Here is a 16,349-nt window from a genome sequence, read left to right on the forward strand (position 1 = left end):
AAAAACAGAACTTCGATAACGCGGACGCGTCAGCCGACGACCTTCTTCAGGGCGTCACCGAGGGCGCCGGCCTCGTCCGGGGTCAGCTCGACGACAAGCCGACCGCCGCCTTCAAGCGGAACGCGCATGACAATGCCCCGCCCCTCCTTGGTGACCTCGAGCGGGCCGTCGCCCGTCCGCGGCTTCATGGCCGCCATGCTCGTTCCCCTTCCTGAATCCAGCTCATCGTCAGCCGACGGCCCCATTCAGGCGCCTAGTACCCGGCATCGAACACATTGCTTCCCGCCATTATCCCGCATGTCAGGACCCGATGACCAACATCGGCGGGGAACGCTTGTGCAACGCGCTTGACCAAAACCACTCATTTCGGCGATCCGCCTGCGATACTTCGCCCCCGCCCGGCCCACGGGGCCCCCGGTTTATTTGACGCACATCACATACCGGGGGCCCCGCGCGGTCCGCCATGCTGGGGGCTTCTGCCCGCGACGAAGGGGGACCCCCGCCATGTCAGACAGCGTGCTCTACGAAGTGACCGACGGCCTCGCCACGATCACGATCAACCGCCCGGACGCGATGAACGCGATGAACACCGAGGCGAAGGTCGCGCTGCGGGACGCCGTCCTCGCCGCCGCGGAGGACGCCGCGGTGCGGGCCGTCCTGCTGACGGCGGCGGGCGGCCGGGCCTTCTGCGTCGGCCAGGACCTCAAGGAGCACGTCGAGTTCCTGGCGGCGGACCGCGAGAACGGCTCCACGCTGACGATGAGCACCGTCTCGGAGCACTACAACCCGATCGTGCGGGCGCTCACGACCATGGCGAAGCCGGTGGTGGCCGGGGTGAACGGCGTGGCGGCCGGGGCGGGCTTCGGTTTCGCCCTGGCGGCGGACTTCCGGGTCGTCGCCGACACCGCGTCCTTCAACACCTCCTTCGCGGGGGTCGCCCTGACCGCGGACTCCGGGGTCTCCTGGACCCTGCCGCGGCTGATCGGCCAGTCGCGGGCGGCCGACCTGCTGCTGTTCCCGCGGTCGGTGCCGGCCCGGGAGGCGTACGAGCTGGGCATCGCGAACCGGATCGTCCCGGCGGAGTCGCTGGCCGCCGAGGCCGAGGCGGTGGCGCGGGCGCTGGCCTCCGGGCCCACGGTGGCCTACGCCGCCCTCAAGGAGTCCCTGGCGTACGGGGCCGCGCACGGCCTGGCGGAGACCCTGGAGAAGGAGGACGCCCTCCAGACCCGCGCCGGCGCCTCCACCGACCACGGCATCGCGGTATCCGCCTTCCTGGCCAAGCAGCCCCCGCGCTACGAAGGCCGCTGACCCGGCCGAACCCTCCCGGCCGACGCCGGCCCCAGCAGCCTCGCCGGCGTTCGCGTCGCCCCTCCGGGCCCCCGGCGGGCGAAACTCAGCCCCGCCGGCGATTGAGGCGCCCCCGGAGGGCCCCCGAGCGCAGCGACCCCCACCCGGCTCAGTGCCCGACAGGCTCCCGCCGGGACCAGAGGGGGGTACGAGGCCCGGCAGGTACGGGCCGAGTGCCCTCCGGGGGCGCCTCGAACGCCGGCGAGGCCGATACGGCGGGGTTACGCCCCGGGGGTGCGGGAGACGCAGGTGGAGAGGTGGTCGTTGACCAGGCCGCAGGCTTGCATCAGGGCGTAGGCCGTCGTGGGGCCGACGAAGCGGATGCCGGCCTTCTTCAGGGCCTTGGCCAGCGCCACGGACTCCGGGGTGACCGCGGGAACCTGGGTCGTGCTCACCGGCGCCGCCCCCGGCCGCTCCGGAGCGTAGGACCAGATCAGCTCGTCCAGCTCCCCCGCCCCCCACCCGGCCAGCACCTTCGCATTGGCCAGCGTCGCCGCGATCTTCGCCCGGTTCCGGATGATCCCCGGATCCGCCAGCAGCCGCTCCGCGTCCGCCTCGCCGAACTCCGCGACCTTGGCGATCCGGAAGTCGGCGAAGGCCGCCCGGAACCCCTCCCGCCGCCGCAGGATCGTCAGCCAGGACAGCCCGGACTGGAAGGCCTCCAGGCACAGCCGCTCGTACAGCGCGTCATCCCCGTGGACCGGCCGCCCCCACTCCGTGTCGTGGTAGGCGATGTAGTCCTCCGTGGACAGCGCCCACGGGCACCGCAGCCCCCCGTCCGGCCCCGCGACGGCGGCCCCCGGCGCCGGGGTCACCGGTCGCCCTTGGCGAGGTCCGGCCCGGCCGCGGCCGCCGGGCGGCCCCGCGCCGCCTCCAGCTCCGCGATCCGAGCGTCCCGCTCGGCCAGCTCCGCGCCGAGGCGGGTCAGTACGTCGTCCACCTCGGCCATCCGGTACCCCCGCGGAGCCACCGGCAGCCGCAGCCCGTCGATGTCCGCCCGGACCACCGGCCGGGTCTCCGGCAGCCCGTCGGCCACCAGCTCCGGATCGGCCTCCGGCAGCACCGCCTCGGTGCCGCCGCCGACCACCGCGAGGGTGACCCCGGCGACGACCACGACCAGCGCGATCAGCAAGAACCAGAACACGATCAACTCCCCTGAGAGACTGCGGCCACGGACTCGATCGTGCCATGCCGCGCGCGGCGGTCACGCGCGCACGGCGGTTAAGGTCGCAGACGGGGCGGCGAGGGCCGCCGGAGGAGGAAACACGGGATGCTGCGACTGGGCAGGCGCGAGTTCGACACCCACGAGCCGGTGATCATGGCGATCGTGAACCGGACCCCGGACTCGTTCTACGACCAGGGCGCCACCTTCCGCGACGAGCCCGCGCTCGACCGGGTGGAACAGGCGGTGGCCGAGGGCGCGGCGATCATCGACATCGGCGGGGTCAAGGCGGGCCCCGGCGAGCACGTCGACGCGGTCGAGGAGGCCCGTCGCACGGTGGGCTTCGTGGCCGAGGTGCGCCGCCGCCACCCGGACGTCGTGATCAGCGTGGACACCTGGCGGCACGAGGTCGGCGAGGCCGTCTGCGAGGCCGGGGCCGACCTGCTGAACGACGCGTGGGGCGGGGTGGACCCCCGGCTCGCGGAGGTCGCGGCGCGCCACGGCGCGGGCCTGGTCTGCACGCACGCGGGAGGCGTGGAGCCCCGGACCCGGCCGCACCGCACGGAGTACGACGACGTGGTGGCGGACATCCTGCGAGTGACGGTCGGCCTCGCGGAGCGGGCCGCCGCGCTCGGCGTACCGCGCGAGTCGATCATGATCGACCCGGGCCACGACTTCGGCAAGAACACCCGGCACTCGCTGGAGGCCACCCGCCGCCTCGGCGAGATGGCGGAGACGGGCTGGCCGGTGCTGGTGTCCCTGTCCAACAAGGACTTCGTGGGCGAGACCCTGGACAAGCCGGTCAAGGAGCGGCTGCTGGGCACCCTGGCCACGACGGCCGTCTCGGCCTGGCTGGGCGCGCAGGTCTACCGCGTCCACGAGGTCGCCGAGACCCGGCAGGTCCTGGAGATGGTGGCGTCCATCCAGGGCCACCGCCCGCCCGCCGTGGCCCGCCGGGGCCTGGCCTAGGTCCTGCCGGCCAGGCCTCGCGGGCCCGGGGCTACTTCCCCACTTCCTTCGTCACCAGCGCGATCGCCTCGTCCACGTCGTCCGTGACGTGGAAGAGGTACAGGTCCTTCTCCGAGGCCTTGCCCTGCGCGATGACCGTGTTCTTCAGCCAGTCGATCAGCCCGCTCCAGTACTCCGTGCCGAACAGCACGATCGGGAAGCGGGTGATCTTCTGCGTCTGGACCAGCGTCAGCGCCTCGAACAGCTCGTCCAGCGTGCCCAGGCCGCCCGGCAGGACCACGAAGCCCTGGCTGTACTTGACGAACATCGTCTTGCGGACGAAGAAGTACCGGAAGTTCAGCCCGAGGTCGACGTGCTGGTTGAGCCCCTGCTCGAAGGGCAGCTCGATGCCGAGGCCGACCGAGATCCCGTTGCCCTCGCGGGCGCCCTTGTTGGCCGCTTCCATCGCGCCCGGGCCACCGCCGGTGATGACCGCGAAGCCCGCGTCGACGAGCGCCCGGCCGATGGCCACGCCCGCCTCGTAGTCCGGCGAGCCCACCGGCGTGCGCGCCGAACCGAACACGCTGATCGCGGGCGGCAGCTCCGCCAGCGTGCCGAAGCCCTCGATGAACTCCGACTGGATGCGCAGGACCCGCCAGGGGTCGGTGTGCACCCACTCGGAGGGCCCGGCGGAGTCCAGCAGCCGCTGGTCGGTCGTACTGCCGGCCTGGACCTGGTCGCGCCGTCGCAGTACGGGGCCCAGTTGCTGCTCCGCCGGCTTCCGCCGGCCGCTCTCAGGGTTGCCCATGATGTGCTCCCTCCTGCTGATCGTTCGCATCAGGGTAGGCGCACAAAGGTGACGAGAAGCGGAATTCAGGAGGTCAGCCAGGCGCGGAGTCGTTCCTCGCAGTGCAGGATCGCCTTCGTCTCGACCCGCTCGTCGACCTTGTGGGCCAGCAGCGCGTCTCCCGGGCCGTAGTTGACGGCCGGTACGCCCAGCGCGCTGAAGCGGGACACGTCCGTCCAGCCGAACTTCGGCATGGCCCGGCCGCCGACCGCCGCCATGAAGGCCGCCGCCGCCGGGTGGGACAGACCGGGCAGCGCCCCGCCGGTGCTGTCGTCCACGACGAACTCGGCGATGTCGCAGTCCGCGAAGACCTCGCGGACGTGCGCGAGCGCCTCGGCCTCGCTGCGGTCGGGGGCGTAGCGGAAGTTCACCGTCACCGCGCAGGCGTCGGGGATCACGTTGTTGGCGACGCCGCCCTCGATCCGTACCGCGTTGAGGCCCTCGTGGAACTCCAGGCCGTCGATGACGGGGCGGCGCGGTTCGTACGCCGCCAGCTTCGCCAGGATCGGTCCGGCGGCGTGGATCGCGTTGGACCCCATCCAGCTGCGCGCGGAGTGGGCGCGCTCGCCGGACGTGTGCAGGATCACCCGCAGCGTGCCCTGGCAGCCGCCCTCGACCTCGGCGTTGGAGGGCTCCAGCAGGACCGCGAAGTCGCCGGTCAGCCAGTCCGGGTGGGCCTCGGCGACCTTGCCCAGGCCGTTGAGGTGGGAGGCGACCTCCTCCTGGTCGTAGAAGACGAAGGTGAGGTCCCGGTTGGGCTCGGGCACGGTCGCCGCGATCCGCAGCTGGACGGCGACGCCGGACTTCATGTCGGTGGTGCCGCAGCCCCACAGGACGCCGTTCTCGTCCAGCCGGGACGGGACGTTGTCGGCGATCGGCACGGTGTCGAGGTGCCCCGCGAGGACGACGCGCTCCGCGCGGCCGAACTGCGTGCGGGCCACCACGTTGTTGCCGAAGCGGTCGACGGTGAGGTGCGGGAGACGGCGCAGCGCGAGCTCCACGAGGTCGGCGAGCACCTTCTCGTCACCGCTCACGGAAGGGATGTCGACGAGCCGGGCGGTCAGCTCGGCGGCGTCCAGGGTGAGGTCCAGCTCGGATTCGGACATGACTCCGACCCTAATACGCCGTCCCGGCCGCGAGGCCGGAGCGTCCGGCCGATGGACGCGTCGAGTGGCTCAAGTACGGTGGGCCGCGTGTCCGAGACTCACACGAACGCTCCCCGACCGCGCCGTCGTCGCCGCCCGTACCGGCTGGCCGCGGCGTTGCTCGTGCTGCTCGGGCTCGCCGGCTACTACATCGTCCAGAACGAGTCGACGGGCGGCGACGGCGCTCCGCACTGCACCGTGGTGGCGGGGCCGGGCGGCGGCGCGGGCGGCTCGTACTCGATGAACCTCGAACAGGCCCGGTACGCCTCGACGATCGCGGCGGTCGGCTCGTCCAAGAAGATGTCGGAGCGGGCGGTGACGATCGCGATGGCCACCGCCATGCAGGAGTCGGCCCTGCGCAACCTCGACCACGGCGACCGGGATTCGCTGGGCCTCTTCCAGCAGCGGCCCTCGCAGGGCTGGGGCACTCCGGCGCAGATCATGGACCCGGTCTACTCGGCCGGGATCTTCTACGACCGTCTCCTCGAGGACGCGCCGAACTACGAGACCATGCCGCTGACGGAGGCCGCGCAGGAAGTGCAGCGCAGCGGCTTCCCGGAGGCGTACGCGAAGCACGAACCGGACGCGATCCTCCTCGCGGCGGCCTTCACGGGGCGCGCCCCCGGGGCCCTGTCCTGCAGCGGTCCGCTGCCGCGGGAGACGGGGGACGCGGAGCGGGTCAAGGCGGAGCTGGTGAAGGTGTTCGGGACCGGGCTGGCGCCGAAGGCGGGTCCGCCCGCCTCCCCGGCGAGGACGGCCGCGGCGCCCCCCGACGCCTCCGAGGTCACGCTGTCGGTCACGGGCAAGGACCGACGGGTTCCGGCCGATCTGCGGCGCGGCTGGGAGCTGGCGAACTGGACGGTCGCGCACGCGGCCGAGCTGGGCGTCCAGCGGGTCTCGTACGACGGCAAGGCGTGGATCGCGGGCAAGAACAAGGGTCGGTGGATCGACAAGGCGCCGGGCACGTCCGGTGACGGCGACGCCCGCAACGCGGGCCCGGACGACGTACGGATCTTCGTCGCCCCGCTGAACCGCTGAACCGCTGACCGGCCGGGCGGCCGACCCGCTGCCCCGCTGACCTGCTGAACCGTTCAGCCCGGCGGCCGAACCAGCCCGGTCACGCGTACGGGGCGTCACCCGTCCGGGGCCGGCGCGACGCGGCGCACGCCGGTGCGCGGCAGGGGCAGAACACCAGCTCACCGCGCGTCCGGTGCGCTTGTCACCGAAGCCGATAAAACGACGCGTTACCAAGGCTTTACCCACCGGCTCCGCAACTCCGAGGGGCCCTGGGCGAGTTGTGCACGGCGTACTCAGCCAGCACGACGACGCTTAGGAGCACCATGTCCCTCCCCCTGACCCGCCGGATCGCCCGTGCCGCACTGCTGCTCGCAGCCGGAGCGGCGCCCGTGGTCGGCGCGGCCGGCTCGGCGAGCGCCGTGGGCCCGGAGTCCGCACCCCAGCTGGGTTCGCTCACCGCCCTGGACAGCGCGAGCCTCGGACACGCCGTGAACAACACCGCCCGGCAGGGCGCCGACATGGCCGGGACCACCGGCGGCAAGGCCGTGGGCTCCGCCCTCCCGGCCGTCGGCGCGGTGGGCGGCCACGCGGCCGCCCAGGGCATCCCGACCGCCCACGAGAGCGCGACCGGCCTGGCCGGTGCGGCGGGCACCGTGGCCGGTGACACCGCCGGCGCCGCCGGCAAGAGCGGCCTGCCGACGGACGGGCTCACCGGGAACCTGATGGGCGGCCTCCCGGTCGCCGGTACCCCGGTCGCGGGCGCGCTGCCCGCCGCCCCCCTGCCCGCCGAGGCGGCGCCCGCCGCCTCCGCCCTGCCCACGTCCGCCCTGCCGACCGACGGGGTCCCCGGGGCCGCCGCCCTCGGCCCCGTCCAGTCCCTGCCGCTCGGCTCGCTCCCCCTGGGCGGCTGACGCCCGTACGCGGGGTCCGTACGCGGGGTCCGTACGCGGGCCGGTGCGTGGGACACCTGAACGCCCGAAGGGGCCGGGAGCGCGAACTCCCGGCCCCTTCGGGCGTGTCCGGCGGCCGCGCGGCCGCGGCCGGCTCAGCCGAGGCGCTTGACCGCCGCCGCGACCCGCTCGTCCGTCGCCGTGAAGGCGACCCGGACGAAGTCCGCGCCCGCCTCGCCGTAGAAGTCCCCGGGGCAGACCAGGATGCCGAGCCCGGCGAGGTACGCGACCGTCTCCCAGCAGGGCTCGTCCCGGGTCGCCCACAGGTACAGGCTGGCCTCGCTGTGCTCGATCCGGAAGCCGTGGCCCTCCAGGGCCGTGCGCAGCGCCGCGCGGCGCACGGCGTAGCGCTCCCGCTGCTCCGCCACGTGCGCGTCGTCGCCCAGCGCGGCCGCGGCCGCCGCCTGCACCGGCGCGGGGGTCATCATGCCGCCGTGCTTGCGGATCTCCAGCAGTTCGGCGAGGACCTCGGCGTCACCGGCGGCGAAGGCCGCCCGGTAGCCCGCCAGGTTGGAGCGCTTGGAGAGGGAGTGGACGGCCACCAGGCCCTCGTACGAGCCGCCGCACACGTCGTCGTGCAGCACGGAGACCGGCTCGGCGTCCCAGCCCAGCTCCAGGTAGCACTCGTCGCTGAAGACCAGGATCCCGTGCTCGCGCGCCCAGGCCACGATCCGGATCAGGTCTTCCTTGGGGATGACCTTCCCGGTCGGGTTGGACGGGGAGTTCAGCCACAGCAGCTTCAGCCCGGCCGGGTCCAGCTCGGTGGGGTCGTCGTAGACCACCGGCTCGGCGCCGCACAGCCGCGCGCCGACCTCGTACGTCGGGTACGCGAGCCGCGGGTAGGCGACCTTGTCGCCCGCGCCCAGACCCAGCTGGGTCGGCAGCCAGGCCACGAGCTCCTTGGAGCCGACCACCGGCAGCACGTTGCGGTGTCCGGCGTCGCTCGCGCCGAGGCGGCCCCGCACCCAGCCCGTGATCGCGTCGCGGTACGCGGCCGTGCCCCACACCGTCGGATAGCCCGGGGAGTCCGCCGCCGCCACCAGGGCGCGCTGGATCAGTTCCGGCACCGGGTCCACGGGGGTCCCGACGGACAGGTCGACGATGCCGTCCGCGTGGGCGGAGGCGGTTGCCTTGTACGGCTCCAGCTTGTCCCAGGGGAAGGCGGGAAGACGAGCGGATACTGCGGCCACGGTGGTCTCTGCTCTCTCTCTGCGTGCTCGGCGTACCGGTGTGCGCCAGTGACGTACCGGATTCGGAAAACACCTCGGTCCCGTGCGGCGGGTTCGCCGTACGGGACCGAGGGACGCGCGCGCCGTAAGACTGCGCCTAAGGCGGTCAGTGCTCGCCGTTCATGGGCGGCAGCGCGGCGATGAAGGCGTGGTCGCGCTCGATCAGGCCGAGCTTGGAGGCGCCACCGGGCGAACCGAGTTCGTCGAAGAACTCGACGTTCGCCTTGTAGTAGTCCTTCCACTCTTCCGGAGTGTCGTCCTCGTAGAAGATGGCCTCGACCGGGCACACCGGCTCACACGCGCCACAGTCGACGCACTCGTCCGGGTGGATGTACAAGGACCGCTGGCCCTCGTAGATGCAGTCGACGGGGCACTCTTCGATGCATGCCTTGTCCTTGACGTCGACACAAGGCTCCGCGATGACGTAGGTCACGCTCTCGTTCCTCCTCGGTAGGGCTTTCCATATCGCGCGGGAGCGCGGCGTCGTCGATGCCCGCATCTAGTATCTCCGTTCCCGGGCACGATCCGAACAGGAGGGGCGGAGACAGCTGTGGAAATCACTGCCGGCGCACTGATGGAAATCCGTATCACCCAGGCTGACGTGGGCAAACGGGTATCTGTACGACGGGTGGAGACTGCCTCGGGCCGGTCTGTCAGGTTCACGGACACCCTGGGGGTGCTCACATCCTGGACCGACGGTGTGCTGCTGATCACACAAAAGAACGGCGAGAGCGTCCGCATCGCGGAATCCTCGCTGGTCGCGGGCAAGGTGGTGCCTCCCGCCCCGGCCCGCCGCAGGGGTCCCGCGGCCACTTTCGAGGAGCTGACCCGGGCCGGTGCGCGGGCCTGGCAGCCGCTGGAGAGCGAGGCGCTGGGCGAGTGGACGCTGCGGGCGGCCGCCGGATTCACCCGGCGGGCCAACTCGGCGCTGCCGCTCGGCGAGCCGGGCGTGCCGGTGGAGGAAGCACTCGCGCGAGTGACGGCCTGGTACGCGCGGCGCGGACTTCCGGCGTACGTCCAGGCCGCGACGGGCGCCCTCGGCACCCAGGAACTCCTCTGCGCGGACCTGGAACGGCTCGGCTGGACCCGTGAGGTCTCGGCGGAGGTGCGGATCGGCTCGCTGGCACCGGTCGGCGACCTGGACGCGGACGTCTCGGGCGTCGAGCTGACCCGGGAGTGCGACGAGGAGTGGCTGGAGCGGTACGGGCGTACGGGCGCGCTGGCCCCGGTCGCCCGGCAGGTGCTGTCGGCGGGCCCGTCGGTGTGGTTCGCGAAGGTGGCGGGCCGGGCGATCGGACGGTGCGTGGTCGACGGCCGGTGGGCCGGGTTCGCGGCGGTGGAGGTCGATCCCGCGCACCGGCGGGGCGGGCTGGCCACGGCCGTGATGACGGCGCTGGCCCGGCGCGCGCTGGAGGAGGGCGCGTCGGCGGCGTGGCTGCAGGTGGAGAGCGACAACGCCGGGGCGCTGGCGCTGTACGACCGGCTGGGCTTCGCGGCGCACCACGCCTACCACCACTTCCGGGCAGCCTGATGGGTTTCCGCGAGGAGTTCGCGGCGGAGGCGCGGGCGGAGCGGCCCGACCTCGCGCTGCTGTGCCTGTACCTGGCGGCCGAGGCGGATCCCGCGCTGGATCAGCGGGCCGTCGACGACGCGCAGATCGAGCTGGACCGGCTGGCCGGGATGCTGCCGTACGGGCTGCGCGGGGCGCGGGCCTGGGCTTCGGCGGTGACGGAGCTGATGGGCGGCCGGATGGCGTTCCACGGGACCCCGGCCGATTACGACCGGCTGTCGTCCTCGCTGCTGCACGAGGTGCTGCGGCGGCGGCGCGGGCTGCCGATCCTGCTGTCGGTGGTGTGGCTGGAGGTGGCCCGGCGGGCCGGTGCGCCGGTGTACGGGCTCGCCCTGCCGGGGCACTTCGTGGTCGGCTTCGGGGATCCCGAGGAGGGGGTCGTGGTGGATCCCTTCGCGAGCGGGGCGTCGCTGGGGGCCGGGCCCGCGGAGCTGGCGGAGGGGCCGCGGCTGGCGGCCCGGACGCTGGACATCGTCCTGCGTGTGCTGAACAACATCCGCGCCTGGGCCGCGACCCGGCCCGAGCAGTCCGGGGTGGCGCTGTGGGCGCTGGACCTGGCGCTGCTGCTGCCCTCCCATCCCGCGGCGCTGCGGTACGAGCGGGCGCGGCTGCTGGTGGAGCGGGGCTCCTACACGGAGGGTGCGGGGGAGCTGGAGGAGTACGCGGTGGTCGTGGACGCGATGGACAAGGAAGCCGCCACCCACATCCGCGCGGAAGCCCGAGCCGCCCGAGCCCGCCTGAACTGACCCCGCCCGTCGCATGAGGGCCGCCATACCCGGCCCGCCAAATCCAGCCCGCCAAATCCAGCCCGCCCGGCGATTGAGGGCCCGCCGGAGGCGACAACGAGCCGCAGACAGGCACGCACAGACTGCCTCCGGCGGCGCCTCAAACGCCGGCGAGGCTGAATTTGCCCCCTACCCGGCAACGAGGCTGAATTTGCCCCCACCCGGCAGCGAGGCCAGGCTGGCCCGCCAAATCCAGCCCGCCCGGCGATTGAGGGCCCGCCGGAGGCGACAACGAGCCGCAGACAGGCACGCGCGCCTCAACGCCGGCGAGGCTGGGATTGCGCCCCGGCGGCGGAGCCGGGCCAAGGTCTACAGCCAGCCCTTTTCGCGGGCTATGCGGGCCGCTTCCTGGCGGTTGCGCGCCGCCAGTTTCTGGATCGACGTCGAGAGGTAGTTGCGTACCGTCCCCTGGGACAGATGCAGCCGAGCCGCCAGCTCCGCATTGGTCGCACCCCCCTCGGCCGCCCGCAGAACCTCCCGCTCGCGGTCCGTCAGCGGATTCGCCCCCTCCGCCAGGGCCGCCGCGGCGAGCGTGGGGTCGATGACCCGGTCCCCCGCGAGCACCTTGCGCACCGCATCGGCCAGCTGCGCGGCGGGCGCGTCCTTGACCAGGAAGGCCGAGGCCCCCGCCTCCATCGCCCCGCGCAGGTAGCCGGGACGCCCGAAGGTGGTCAGGATCACGATCTTCAGGCCGGGCACCGCGTCCCGCAGGAGCGCCGCCGCCTGGATGCCCGTCAGGCCGGGCATCTCGATGTCCAGCAGGGCCACGTTCACGTCGTGCGCCCGCGCCGCGGCCAACACCTCGTCCCCGCGCGCGACTTGCGCGATGACCTCGATGTCCGGCTCCAGACCGAGCAGCGCCGCGAGCGCCTCGCGCACCATCGACTGGTCTTCGGCGAGCAGGATCCGGATCGGGGCTGGGGTCATGACGGCGATCCTAGGGGGACCCGCGCGGTCAGCCTGAACCCGCGGTTCCCGGTCGGGGACACGGGACCCGCCGTCAGGGTGCCGTCCACCCCCTCCAGCCGTTCGGTCAGCCCCGTCAGGCCGTTGCCGGGCACGCCGGAGCCGCCCTTGCCGTCGTCCGTCACGGTCAGCTCCAGCACCGGCCCGGCCAGGGTCTGGCGCACGGTCAGCCGCACGGTGCACCGCGTGGCCCCGCTGTGCCGGACCACGTTGGTGACGGCCTCGCGCAGCGCGTAGGCCAGCGCGGACTCGGTCTCCTCCGGCAGCTCCTCCTCCGGCTCGGCGGCCGGCAGGTCGGCGGCCACCCCAGCCGCCGTGAGCGCGGTCCGGGCCCCGGCGAGTTCGCCGGGCAGGGTGGGCCGCCGGTAGCCGCTCACCGCTTCCCGCACGTCGGTCAGCGCCTGCCGGCTGACCTGCTCGATGTCGGCGATCTGCTGGGCGGCCCGGTCCGGGTGCTCCGGGAGCATCCGCCCGGCCAGCTCGCTCTTGAGCGTGATCAGGGAGAGCGAGTGCCCGAGCAGGTCGTGCAGGTCGCGGGCCATCCGCAGGCGCTCCTCGTTGGCCGCGAGCTGCGCCACCGTGGCCCGCGCCTCGCGCAGTTCGACGGTGGTGGCGATCATCTGCCGGATGCCGACCATCGCGAAGCCGCCGAGGAAGGCGGGTACGAGGAGCCCCGCCAGGTAGTCGCCGCCCTGTTCCACGGCCGTCGCGGTCAGCGCGAGCAGCGCGGTGGCGCCGGGCACGGCCCAGCGCGAGAGCCGCCCGGGCAGCGCGGCCCCGGCGGAGACCGACACGTACACGAAGAGGACCAGCCACTCCCGCCCCATGCACAGGCACAGGAGGGCCGCCATCGAGGACATGACGGCGAGCGAGATCAGCACCCGCCGCTGCTCGAACTGCCGGACGGTGCGGAAGACCAGGGTCAGGTACCAGCCCACGAAGACGGCCAGGCCCAGGGAGGCGAAGACCACCGCGAGGGTGCTGTGGCCGCCGCTGACCAGGTCGGTCACCGGGGCGCTGAAGTAGAAGAGCCAGATGCCGATCCAGAGGGACTTCACGACCGCCTGGCGCCGGTTCTCGGGAGGCAGGCCGATGCGGGCGAGACCGTCGCTCTGCAGCTGAGCGACGGCCGGGCTCGTCTTCGTGCGTGTCATGCTCACGCCTTCAGTGTGTCCTTGCGGTAGAGCCATGCGGCACCGCCCGCGAAGAGTACGAAGTACACGGCGAGGATCGCCACGTCCTTGAGGTGCGGCGCGCCGCCCAGTTCGATGGCCTGGCCGAGACCGGCGTAGGCGTGGGTGGGAAGCCACTGGGTGATGTTCTGGAGCCACTGGGGGTAGACCGAGGTGGGCATCCACAGGCCGCCGAGGATCGACAGGGCGAAGTAGATGATCATCACGATGGGGCGCGCGGCGTCGCCGCTGACCAGGTAGCCGATGGCCACGCCGAGCGCGGCGAAGACGAGGCTGCCGGCCCAGATGGACCCGGTGAGGGCGAGCCACTGCCAGGCCTCGAACCGTACGCCCTTGAGGATCGCGGCGACCAGGAAGACGACCACGATCGCGGGGAGGGAGAGGATCGCGGCGCTGGAGATCTTGCCGAGGACGTAGCCGTGCCCGGGAAGTGCGGTCAGCCGCAGCTGGCGGACCCAGCCCTTCTCCCGCTCCTTGGCGATCATCTCGCTCTGGCCCACCAGGACGGCGGTCAGGGCGCCGAAGGAGGCCATCGCCACCATGTAGAAGGCGGGCATCGTCAGGTCGGTGCCGAAGACCTTGGTGGTGCCGCTCTGCGTGCCGCCGATCATCAGGAAGAGGGCCGCGGGGTAGATCACGGTGAAGAACAGGTACTTCTTGTTGCGCAGGGCCCGGACGATCTCGAGCTTGACGAGGGTCTTCATGATGCGGCGGCCTCCTCGGCCTCGGTGAGGGCGATGAATGCCTGCTCCAGGCCCAGCCCGGCGACCTCGAGGTTGCGCGGGTAGAGGCCCAGGCCGTAGACGGCGTGCACGGTGGCGTCGGCGTCGCGCGACTGGAGCTTGACGGTGGAGCCGTGGACGTCGAGCCGGGTCACGAACGGCAGCTCGCGCAGCCGCGCCTCCTCGAAGGGCTCGGTGAGGTCGAAGGAGACCTTGCGCGCGCCGGCCTTGGCCTTGATCTCGGCGGCGGAGCCGTCGGCGAGGATCCGGCCGCGGTGGAGGACGATGACGCGGTCGGCGATCGCGTCGGCCTCCTCCAGGTAGTGGGTGGCGAAGAGGACCGTACGTCCCTGGTCGGCCTGTTCGCGCATGGTCGCCCAGAAGCTCTGGCGGGCGGTGACGTCCATGCCGGTGGTCGGCTCGTCGAGGACGATCAGGTCGTTGGCCCCGGCCGTGGCGAGGGCGAAGCGGACCCGCTGCTCCTGCCCGCCGGAGAGCTTGTTGACCTTGCGGTCGGCGATCGGGGTGACGCCCGCCCGGGTCATCACCTCCTCGACCGGGTAGGCCCGGGGGTGCAGGGCGCAGCCGAGGGTGATCAGCTCGCGGACGGTGACCTCCTCCATCAGGCCGCCGCTCTGGAGCATGGCGCCCACCCGGCCTGCCGCGATGGCCTGCCCGGGGGTGCCGCCGAAGACCTTGACCGAGCCGGTGTCCGCCGGGCGCAGGCCCAGGAGGAGATCGAGGGTGGAGGACTTGCCGGCCCCGTTCGGGCCCAGCAGTGCGACGGTCTCGCCCGGGTGCAGCTCCAGCGAGAGGCCGTCGACCGCGCGGACCGCGCCGTAGCTCTTGGTCACGTTCTCGAAGCTCACCACGGTGGTCCCGGTGGTCTTCGCAGTGGTCGTCGTCATGGGTCGAGAATCCCCCGGGCGGGGGTGCCCGCGGCAGTGTCCCGCGTCGTGGGTGCGAGCTGACAGATGTCATGCGCCGGGCATGACAGGGGACGGCGGAGCCCCTGCCCGGATATCCGGACAGGGGCTCTGACCTGCTGGTTTCAATCCGCCATGGGGCGAAGGGATCAGCTGGGGTTGGTGTCGATCGTGGCGGTCCGCTCGGCCGGGGTCTTGCCGAGCAGCGCCTTGCGGAGGGCGCCGACGATGTCCTGCGGGGTGACGGCGGTCTTCTCGCCGTTGCCGCGGAGGATCAGGACGCCGTCGAAGTTGTTCCCGGTCAGTTCCTTGATCGCATCGAGGTCGTACTTGTCGACCAGCTTGCCGCTGACGACCGTCATGCTGAGGATCTTTGGCAGCGACCTGGCGGGGCCGTAGAGGATCGACTTGCCCCCCGCCTTGATGGTGACGTTCCCGGACATCGCGGGTTCGGCGAACTCCTTCATCGCCCGGTCCAGTTCGGCCTTGTCGACGACCGGCGCCCGTTCGGCGGTCGGCAGCTCGACGGGGGCGGCCTTGCCGCTGGCGATCTGGGTGCGGTACGCCGCGACCACCTTGGTGACGGAGGCGTCCACGTTCAGGGTGGTGCCCGCCTTGCCGGGGACCGCCACGACCTTGTTCGGCTCGAACTTGATCGTGCCCTCGGCGGCGGACCCGGCGGTGCCCGCCAGCTCCTCCAGCGCGGCCTGGAGCTTCTCCTCGTCGACCGGCATGACCGGTTCGGCCACCCGCTGCTGTCCCAGCAGCGAGCCGATGACGGTGACGGGGTTGTAGTCACTGCCCGCGGCGTTGCGCACGGTGGTCTGGGCGTCGAGGGTCAGGCCGGCCTTCTCGGGCTTGAGCTCGACCTGCTTGCCGCCCACGGTGAGCTTGACCGGGGCGTTGGCCCGGGGTCCGAAGGTGCTCTGGAGCTTGGCCACGGCGTCTTCGCGGCTGCCGGTGATGTCCACGCCGAGGACGGTCGTGCCCTTGGGTACGTCGGAGTGGTTGAGCAGCAGCCCGGCGCCGTAGGCGATGCCGACGACGGCGAAGAGCGCGCCGCCGAGCAGGACCACCTTGGAGCGGCCCTTCTTGGCCTTCTTGGCGCTCTTGGCGGGCGCGCCGGACGCGGCGGACTGGGGCGCGGCCTTGCCGTTCTTGCCCTTCTTGCCCTTCTTCCCCGGGTCGCCCTGGGGTTCGGCGGCGCCGGGTACGGGCCCGGGCGGCGGGGGCTGCGGGCTGAACCCGGGCGCGCCGGGGCCCGGGGCCGGGTAGGCGCTGGTGGCCGGGCCGCCGGTGCCGTTCAGCTCGGGGCCGGGCCAGCGCGGGGCGGCGAAGTTGGCGGTGTCGTCGTCGAGCTGCGGGGGGCCGCCGACGGGCACGGTGCCGTGGGCGGGGCCGGTGGTCGGCCCGGCCGGAGGCGTGGCGGTGCCCGCGCCGGGACCCGCGCCGTAGCCGGGCGCCGGGGGAGGCCTCGCTACCATGGGTTATCCGGACCTGACCGGGCCCCGGATCCTCCCCCACACTCCGTGCGGGGGGACC

Annotated in this window: 18 protein-coding genes; 6 read left to right on the forward strand and 12 right to left on the reverse strand. The window is 72.9% G+C overall.

The window, feature by feature from the left end; genetic code table 11:
* Positions 1-29: 29 nt before the first annotated feature.
* Entirely contained in the window at positions 30-197 is a 168-nt protein-coding gene (locus ABT084_RS30795) for a DUF3117 domain-containing protein (protein ID WP_069086806.1), read from the reverse strand.
* Positions 198-504: 307 nt separating this feature from the next.
* Between ABT084_RS30795 and chcB the strand changes: the two genes are divergently transcribed.
* The gene (chcB, locus tag ABT084_RS30800) at positions 505-1,308 is read left to right on the forward strand and encodes a 2-cyclohexenylcarbonyl CoA isomerase (RefSeq protein ID WP_351050847.1); all 804 of its coding nucleotides are present in this window, start codon (positions 505-507) and stop codon (positions 1,306-1,308) included.
* A gap of 260 nt (positions 1,309-1,568) precedes the next feature.
* Here chcB and ABT084_RS30805 read toward each other — a convergent pair whose 3' ends face one another.
* Both ABT084_RS30805 and ABT084_RS30810 read right to left on the reverse strand, forming a co-directional pair.
* The gene (locus ABT084_RS30805) at positions 1,569-2,162 is read right to left on the reverse strand and encodes a DNA-3-methyladenine glycosylase I (RefSeq protein ID WP_351050850.1); all 594 of its coding nucleotides are present in this window, start codon (positions 2,160-2,162) and stop codon (positions 1,569-1,571) included.
* On the reverse strand, positions 2,159-2,497 hold the full coding sequence (locus tag ABT084_RS30810) for a DivIVA domain-containing protein (RefSeq protein ID WP_351050852.1): 339 nt from the start codon (positions 2,495-2,497) through the stop codon (positions 2,159-2,161). Before ABT084_RS30810 ends, ABT084_RS30805 begins: the two co-directional genes overlap by 4 nt.
* 120 nt (positions 2,498-2,617) lie before the next feature.
* Between ABT084_RS30810 and folP the strand changes: the two genes are divergently transcribed.
* Complete coding sequence (gene folP, locus ABT084_RS30815; RefSeq protein WP_351050855.1) at positions 2,618-3,478, forward strand: dihydropteroate synthase; 861 nt, start codon at positions 2,618-2,620, stop codon at positions 3,476-3,478.
* Positions 3,479-3,509: 31 nt separating this feature from the next.
* On the opposite strand, the gene ABT084_RS30820 is transcribed toward folP, so the two are convergent.
* Together ABT084_RS30820 and dapE are read right to left on the reverse strand one after the other, a co-directional pair.
* Positions 3,510-4,265, reverse strand: coding sequence for an LOG family protein (locus ABT084_RS30820; RefSeq protein ID WP_351050857.1), 756 nt, complete (start codon positions 4,263-4,265; stop codon positions 3,510-3,512).
* Positions 4,266-4,330: 65 nt separating this feature from the next.
* Positions 4,331-5,410 carry a succinyl-diaminopimelate desuccinylase gene (gene dapE, locus ABT084_RS30825; protein WP_351050860.1) on the reverse strand — a complete coding sequence of 360 codons (1,080 nt, stop codon included), beginning with the start codon at positions 5,408-5,410 and terminating at the stop codon, positions 4,331-4,333.
* Positions 5,411-5,488: 78 nt separating this feature from the next.
* Between dapE and ABT084_RS30830 the strand changes: the two genes are divergently transcribed.
* Together ABT084_RS30830 and ABT084_RS30835 are read left to right on the forward strand one after the other, a co-directional pair.
* Positions 5,489-6,487, forward strand: coding sequence for a hypothetical protein (locus tag ABT084_RS30830; protein ID WP_502969234.1), 999 nt, complete (start codon positions 5,489-5,491; stop codon positions 6,485-6,487).
* A 302-nt stretch (positions 6,488-6,789) separates the two neighbouring features.
* Positions 6,790-7,377: an ATP-binding protein gene (locus tag ABT084_RS30835; protein WP_351050864.1), complete on the forward strand. Its 588-nt coding sequence runs from the start codon at positions 6,790-6,792 to the stop codon at positions 7,375-7,377.
* Positions 7,378-7,511: 134 nt separating this feature from the next.
* On the opposite strand, the gene dapC is transcribed toward ABT084_RS30835, so the two are convergent.
* Positions 7,512-8,606: a succinyldiaminopimelate transaminase gene (dapC, locus tag ABT084_RS30840; RefSeq protein WP_351050867.1), complete on the reverse strand. Its 1,095-nt coding sequence runs from the start codon at positions 8,604-8,606 to the stop codon at positions 7,512-7,514.
* A 145-nt stretch (positions 8,607-8,751) separates the two neighbouring features.
* Complete coding sequence (gene fdxA, locus ABT084_RS30845) at positions 8,752-9,078, reverse strand: ferredoxin (protein WP_351050869.1); 327 nt, start codon at positions 9,076-9,078, stop codon at positions 8,752-8,754.
* A 117-nt stretch (positions 9,079-9,195) separates the two neighbouring features.
* On the opposite strand from fdxA, the gene ABT084_RS30850 reads away from it, so the two are divergent.
* Together ABT084_RS30850 and ABT084_RS30855 are read left to right on the forward strand one after the other, a co-directional pair.
* Positions 9,196-10,176, forward strand: a complete 981-nt coding sequence (locus tag ABT084_RS30850) for a GNAT family N-acetyltransferase (protein WP_351050871.1) — start codon at positions 9,196-9,198, stop codon at positions 10,174-10,176.
* The gene (locus tag ABT084_RS30855) at positions 10,176-10,961 is read left to right on the forward strand and encodes a transglutaminase-like domain-containing protein (protein ID WP_351050874.1); all 786 of its coding nucleotides are present in this window, start codon (positions 10,176-10,178) and stop codon (positions 10,959-10,961) included. The genes ABT084_RS30850 and ABT084_RS30855 overlap by 1 nt, the downstream gene beginning before the upstream one ends.
* A 348-nt stretch (positions 10,962-11,309) precedes the next feature.
* Here ABT084_RS30855 and ABT084_RS30860 read toward each other — a convergent pair whose 3' ends face one another.
* From ABT084_RS30860 to ABT084_RS30880, 5 genes are all read right to left on the reverse strand, one after another.
* Complete coding sequence (locus ABT084_RS30860; protein WP_351050877.1) at positions 11,310-11,927, reverse strand: response regulator transcription factor; 618 nt, start codon at positions 11,925-11,927, stop codon at positions 11,310-11,312.
* Entirely contained in the window at positions 11,924-13,120 is a 1,197-nt protein-coding gene (locus tag ABT084_RS30865) for a sensor histidine kinase (RefSeq protein ID WP_351050893.1), read from the reverse strand. The genes ABT084_RS30860 and ABT084_RS30865 overlap by 4 nt, the downstream gene beginning before the upstream one ends.
* A 2-nt stretch (positions 13,121-13,122) precedes the next feature.
* On the reverse strand, positions 13,123-13,863 hold the full coding sequence (locus ABT084_RS30870; protein ID WP_351050879.1) for an ABC transporter permease: 741 nt from the start codon (positions 13,861-13,863) through the stop codon (positions 13,123-13,125).
* Positions 13,860-14,789: an ABC transporter ATP-binding protein gene (locus ABT084_RS30875; protein ID WP_351050882.1), complete on the reverse strand. Its 930-nt coding sequence runs from the start codon at positions 14,787-14,789 to the stop codon at positions 13,860-13,862. Before ABT084_RS30875 ends, ABT084_RS30870 begins: the two co-directional genes overlap by 4 nt.
* 167 nt (positions 14,790-14,956) lie before the next feature.
* Entirely contained in the window at positions 14,957-16,291 is a 1,335-nt protein-coding gene (locus ABT084_RS30880) for a peptidoglycan binding domain-containing protein (protein WP_351050884.1), read from the reverse strand.
* Positions 16,292-16,349: the final 58 nt, after the last annotated feature.

The sequence above is a fragment of the Streptomyces sp. NPDC002138 genome, from assembly GCF_040296485.1.
In the GTDB taxonomy this organism is placed as follows: domain Bacteria; phylum Actinomycetota; class Actinomycetes; order Streptomycetales; family Streptomycetaceae; genus Streptomyces.

Bases quoted from the DNA above. Each gene is read 5' to 3' on its own strand.
- ABT084_RS30795 (WP_069086806.1), bottom strand. From the start codon at position 197: ATGGCGGCCATGAAGCCGCGGACGGGCGACGGCCCGCTCGAGGTCACC.
- chcB (WP_351050847.1), top strand. From the start codon at position 505: ATGTCAGACAGCGTGCTCTACGAAGTGACCGACGGCCTCGCCACGATC.
- folP (WP_351050855.1), top strand. From the start codon at position 2,618: ATGCTGCGACTGGGCAGGCGCGAGTTCGACACCCACGAGCCGGTGATC.
- ABT084_RS30820 (WP_351050857.1), bottom strand. From the start codon at position 4,265: ATGGGCAACCCTGAGAGCGGCCGGCGGAAGCCGGCGGAGCAGCAACTG.
- dapE (WP_351050860.1), bottom strand. From the start codon at position 5,410: ATGTCCGAATCCGAGCTGGACCTCACCCTGGACGCCGCCGAGCTGACC.
- ABT084_RS30835 (WP_351050864.1), top strand. From the start codon at position 6,790: ATGTCCCTCCCCCTGACCCGCCGGATCGCCCGTGCCGCACTGCTGCTC.
- ABT084_RS30855 (WP_351050874.1), top strand. From the start codon at position 10,176: ATGGGTTTCCGCGAGGAGTTCGCGGCGGAGGCGCGGGCGGAGCGGCCC.
- ABT084_RS30860 (WP_351050877.1), bottom strand. From the start codon at position 11,927: ATGACCCCAGCCCCGATCCGGATCCTGCTCGCCGAAGACCAGTCGATG.
- ABT084_RS30865 (WP_351050893.1), bottom strand. From the start codon at position 13,120: ATGACACGCACGAAGACGAGCCCGGCCGTCGCTCAGCTGCAGAGCGAC.
- ABT084_RS30870 (WP_351050879.1), bottom strand. From the start codon at position 13,863: ATGAAGACCCTCGTCAAGCTCGAGATCGTCCGGGCCCTGCGCAACAAG.
- ABT084_RS30875 (WP_351050882.1), bottom strand. From the start codon at position 14,789: ATGACGACGACCACTGCGAAGACCACCGGGACCACCGTGGTGAGCTTC.
- ABT084_RS30880 (WP_351050884.1), bottom strand. From the start codon at position 16,291: ATGGTAGCGAGGCCTCCCCCGGCGCCCGGCTACGGCGCGGGTCCCGGC.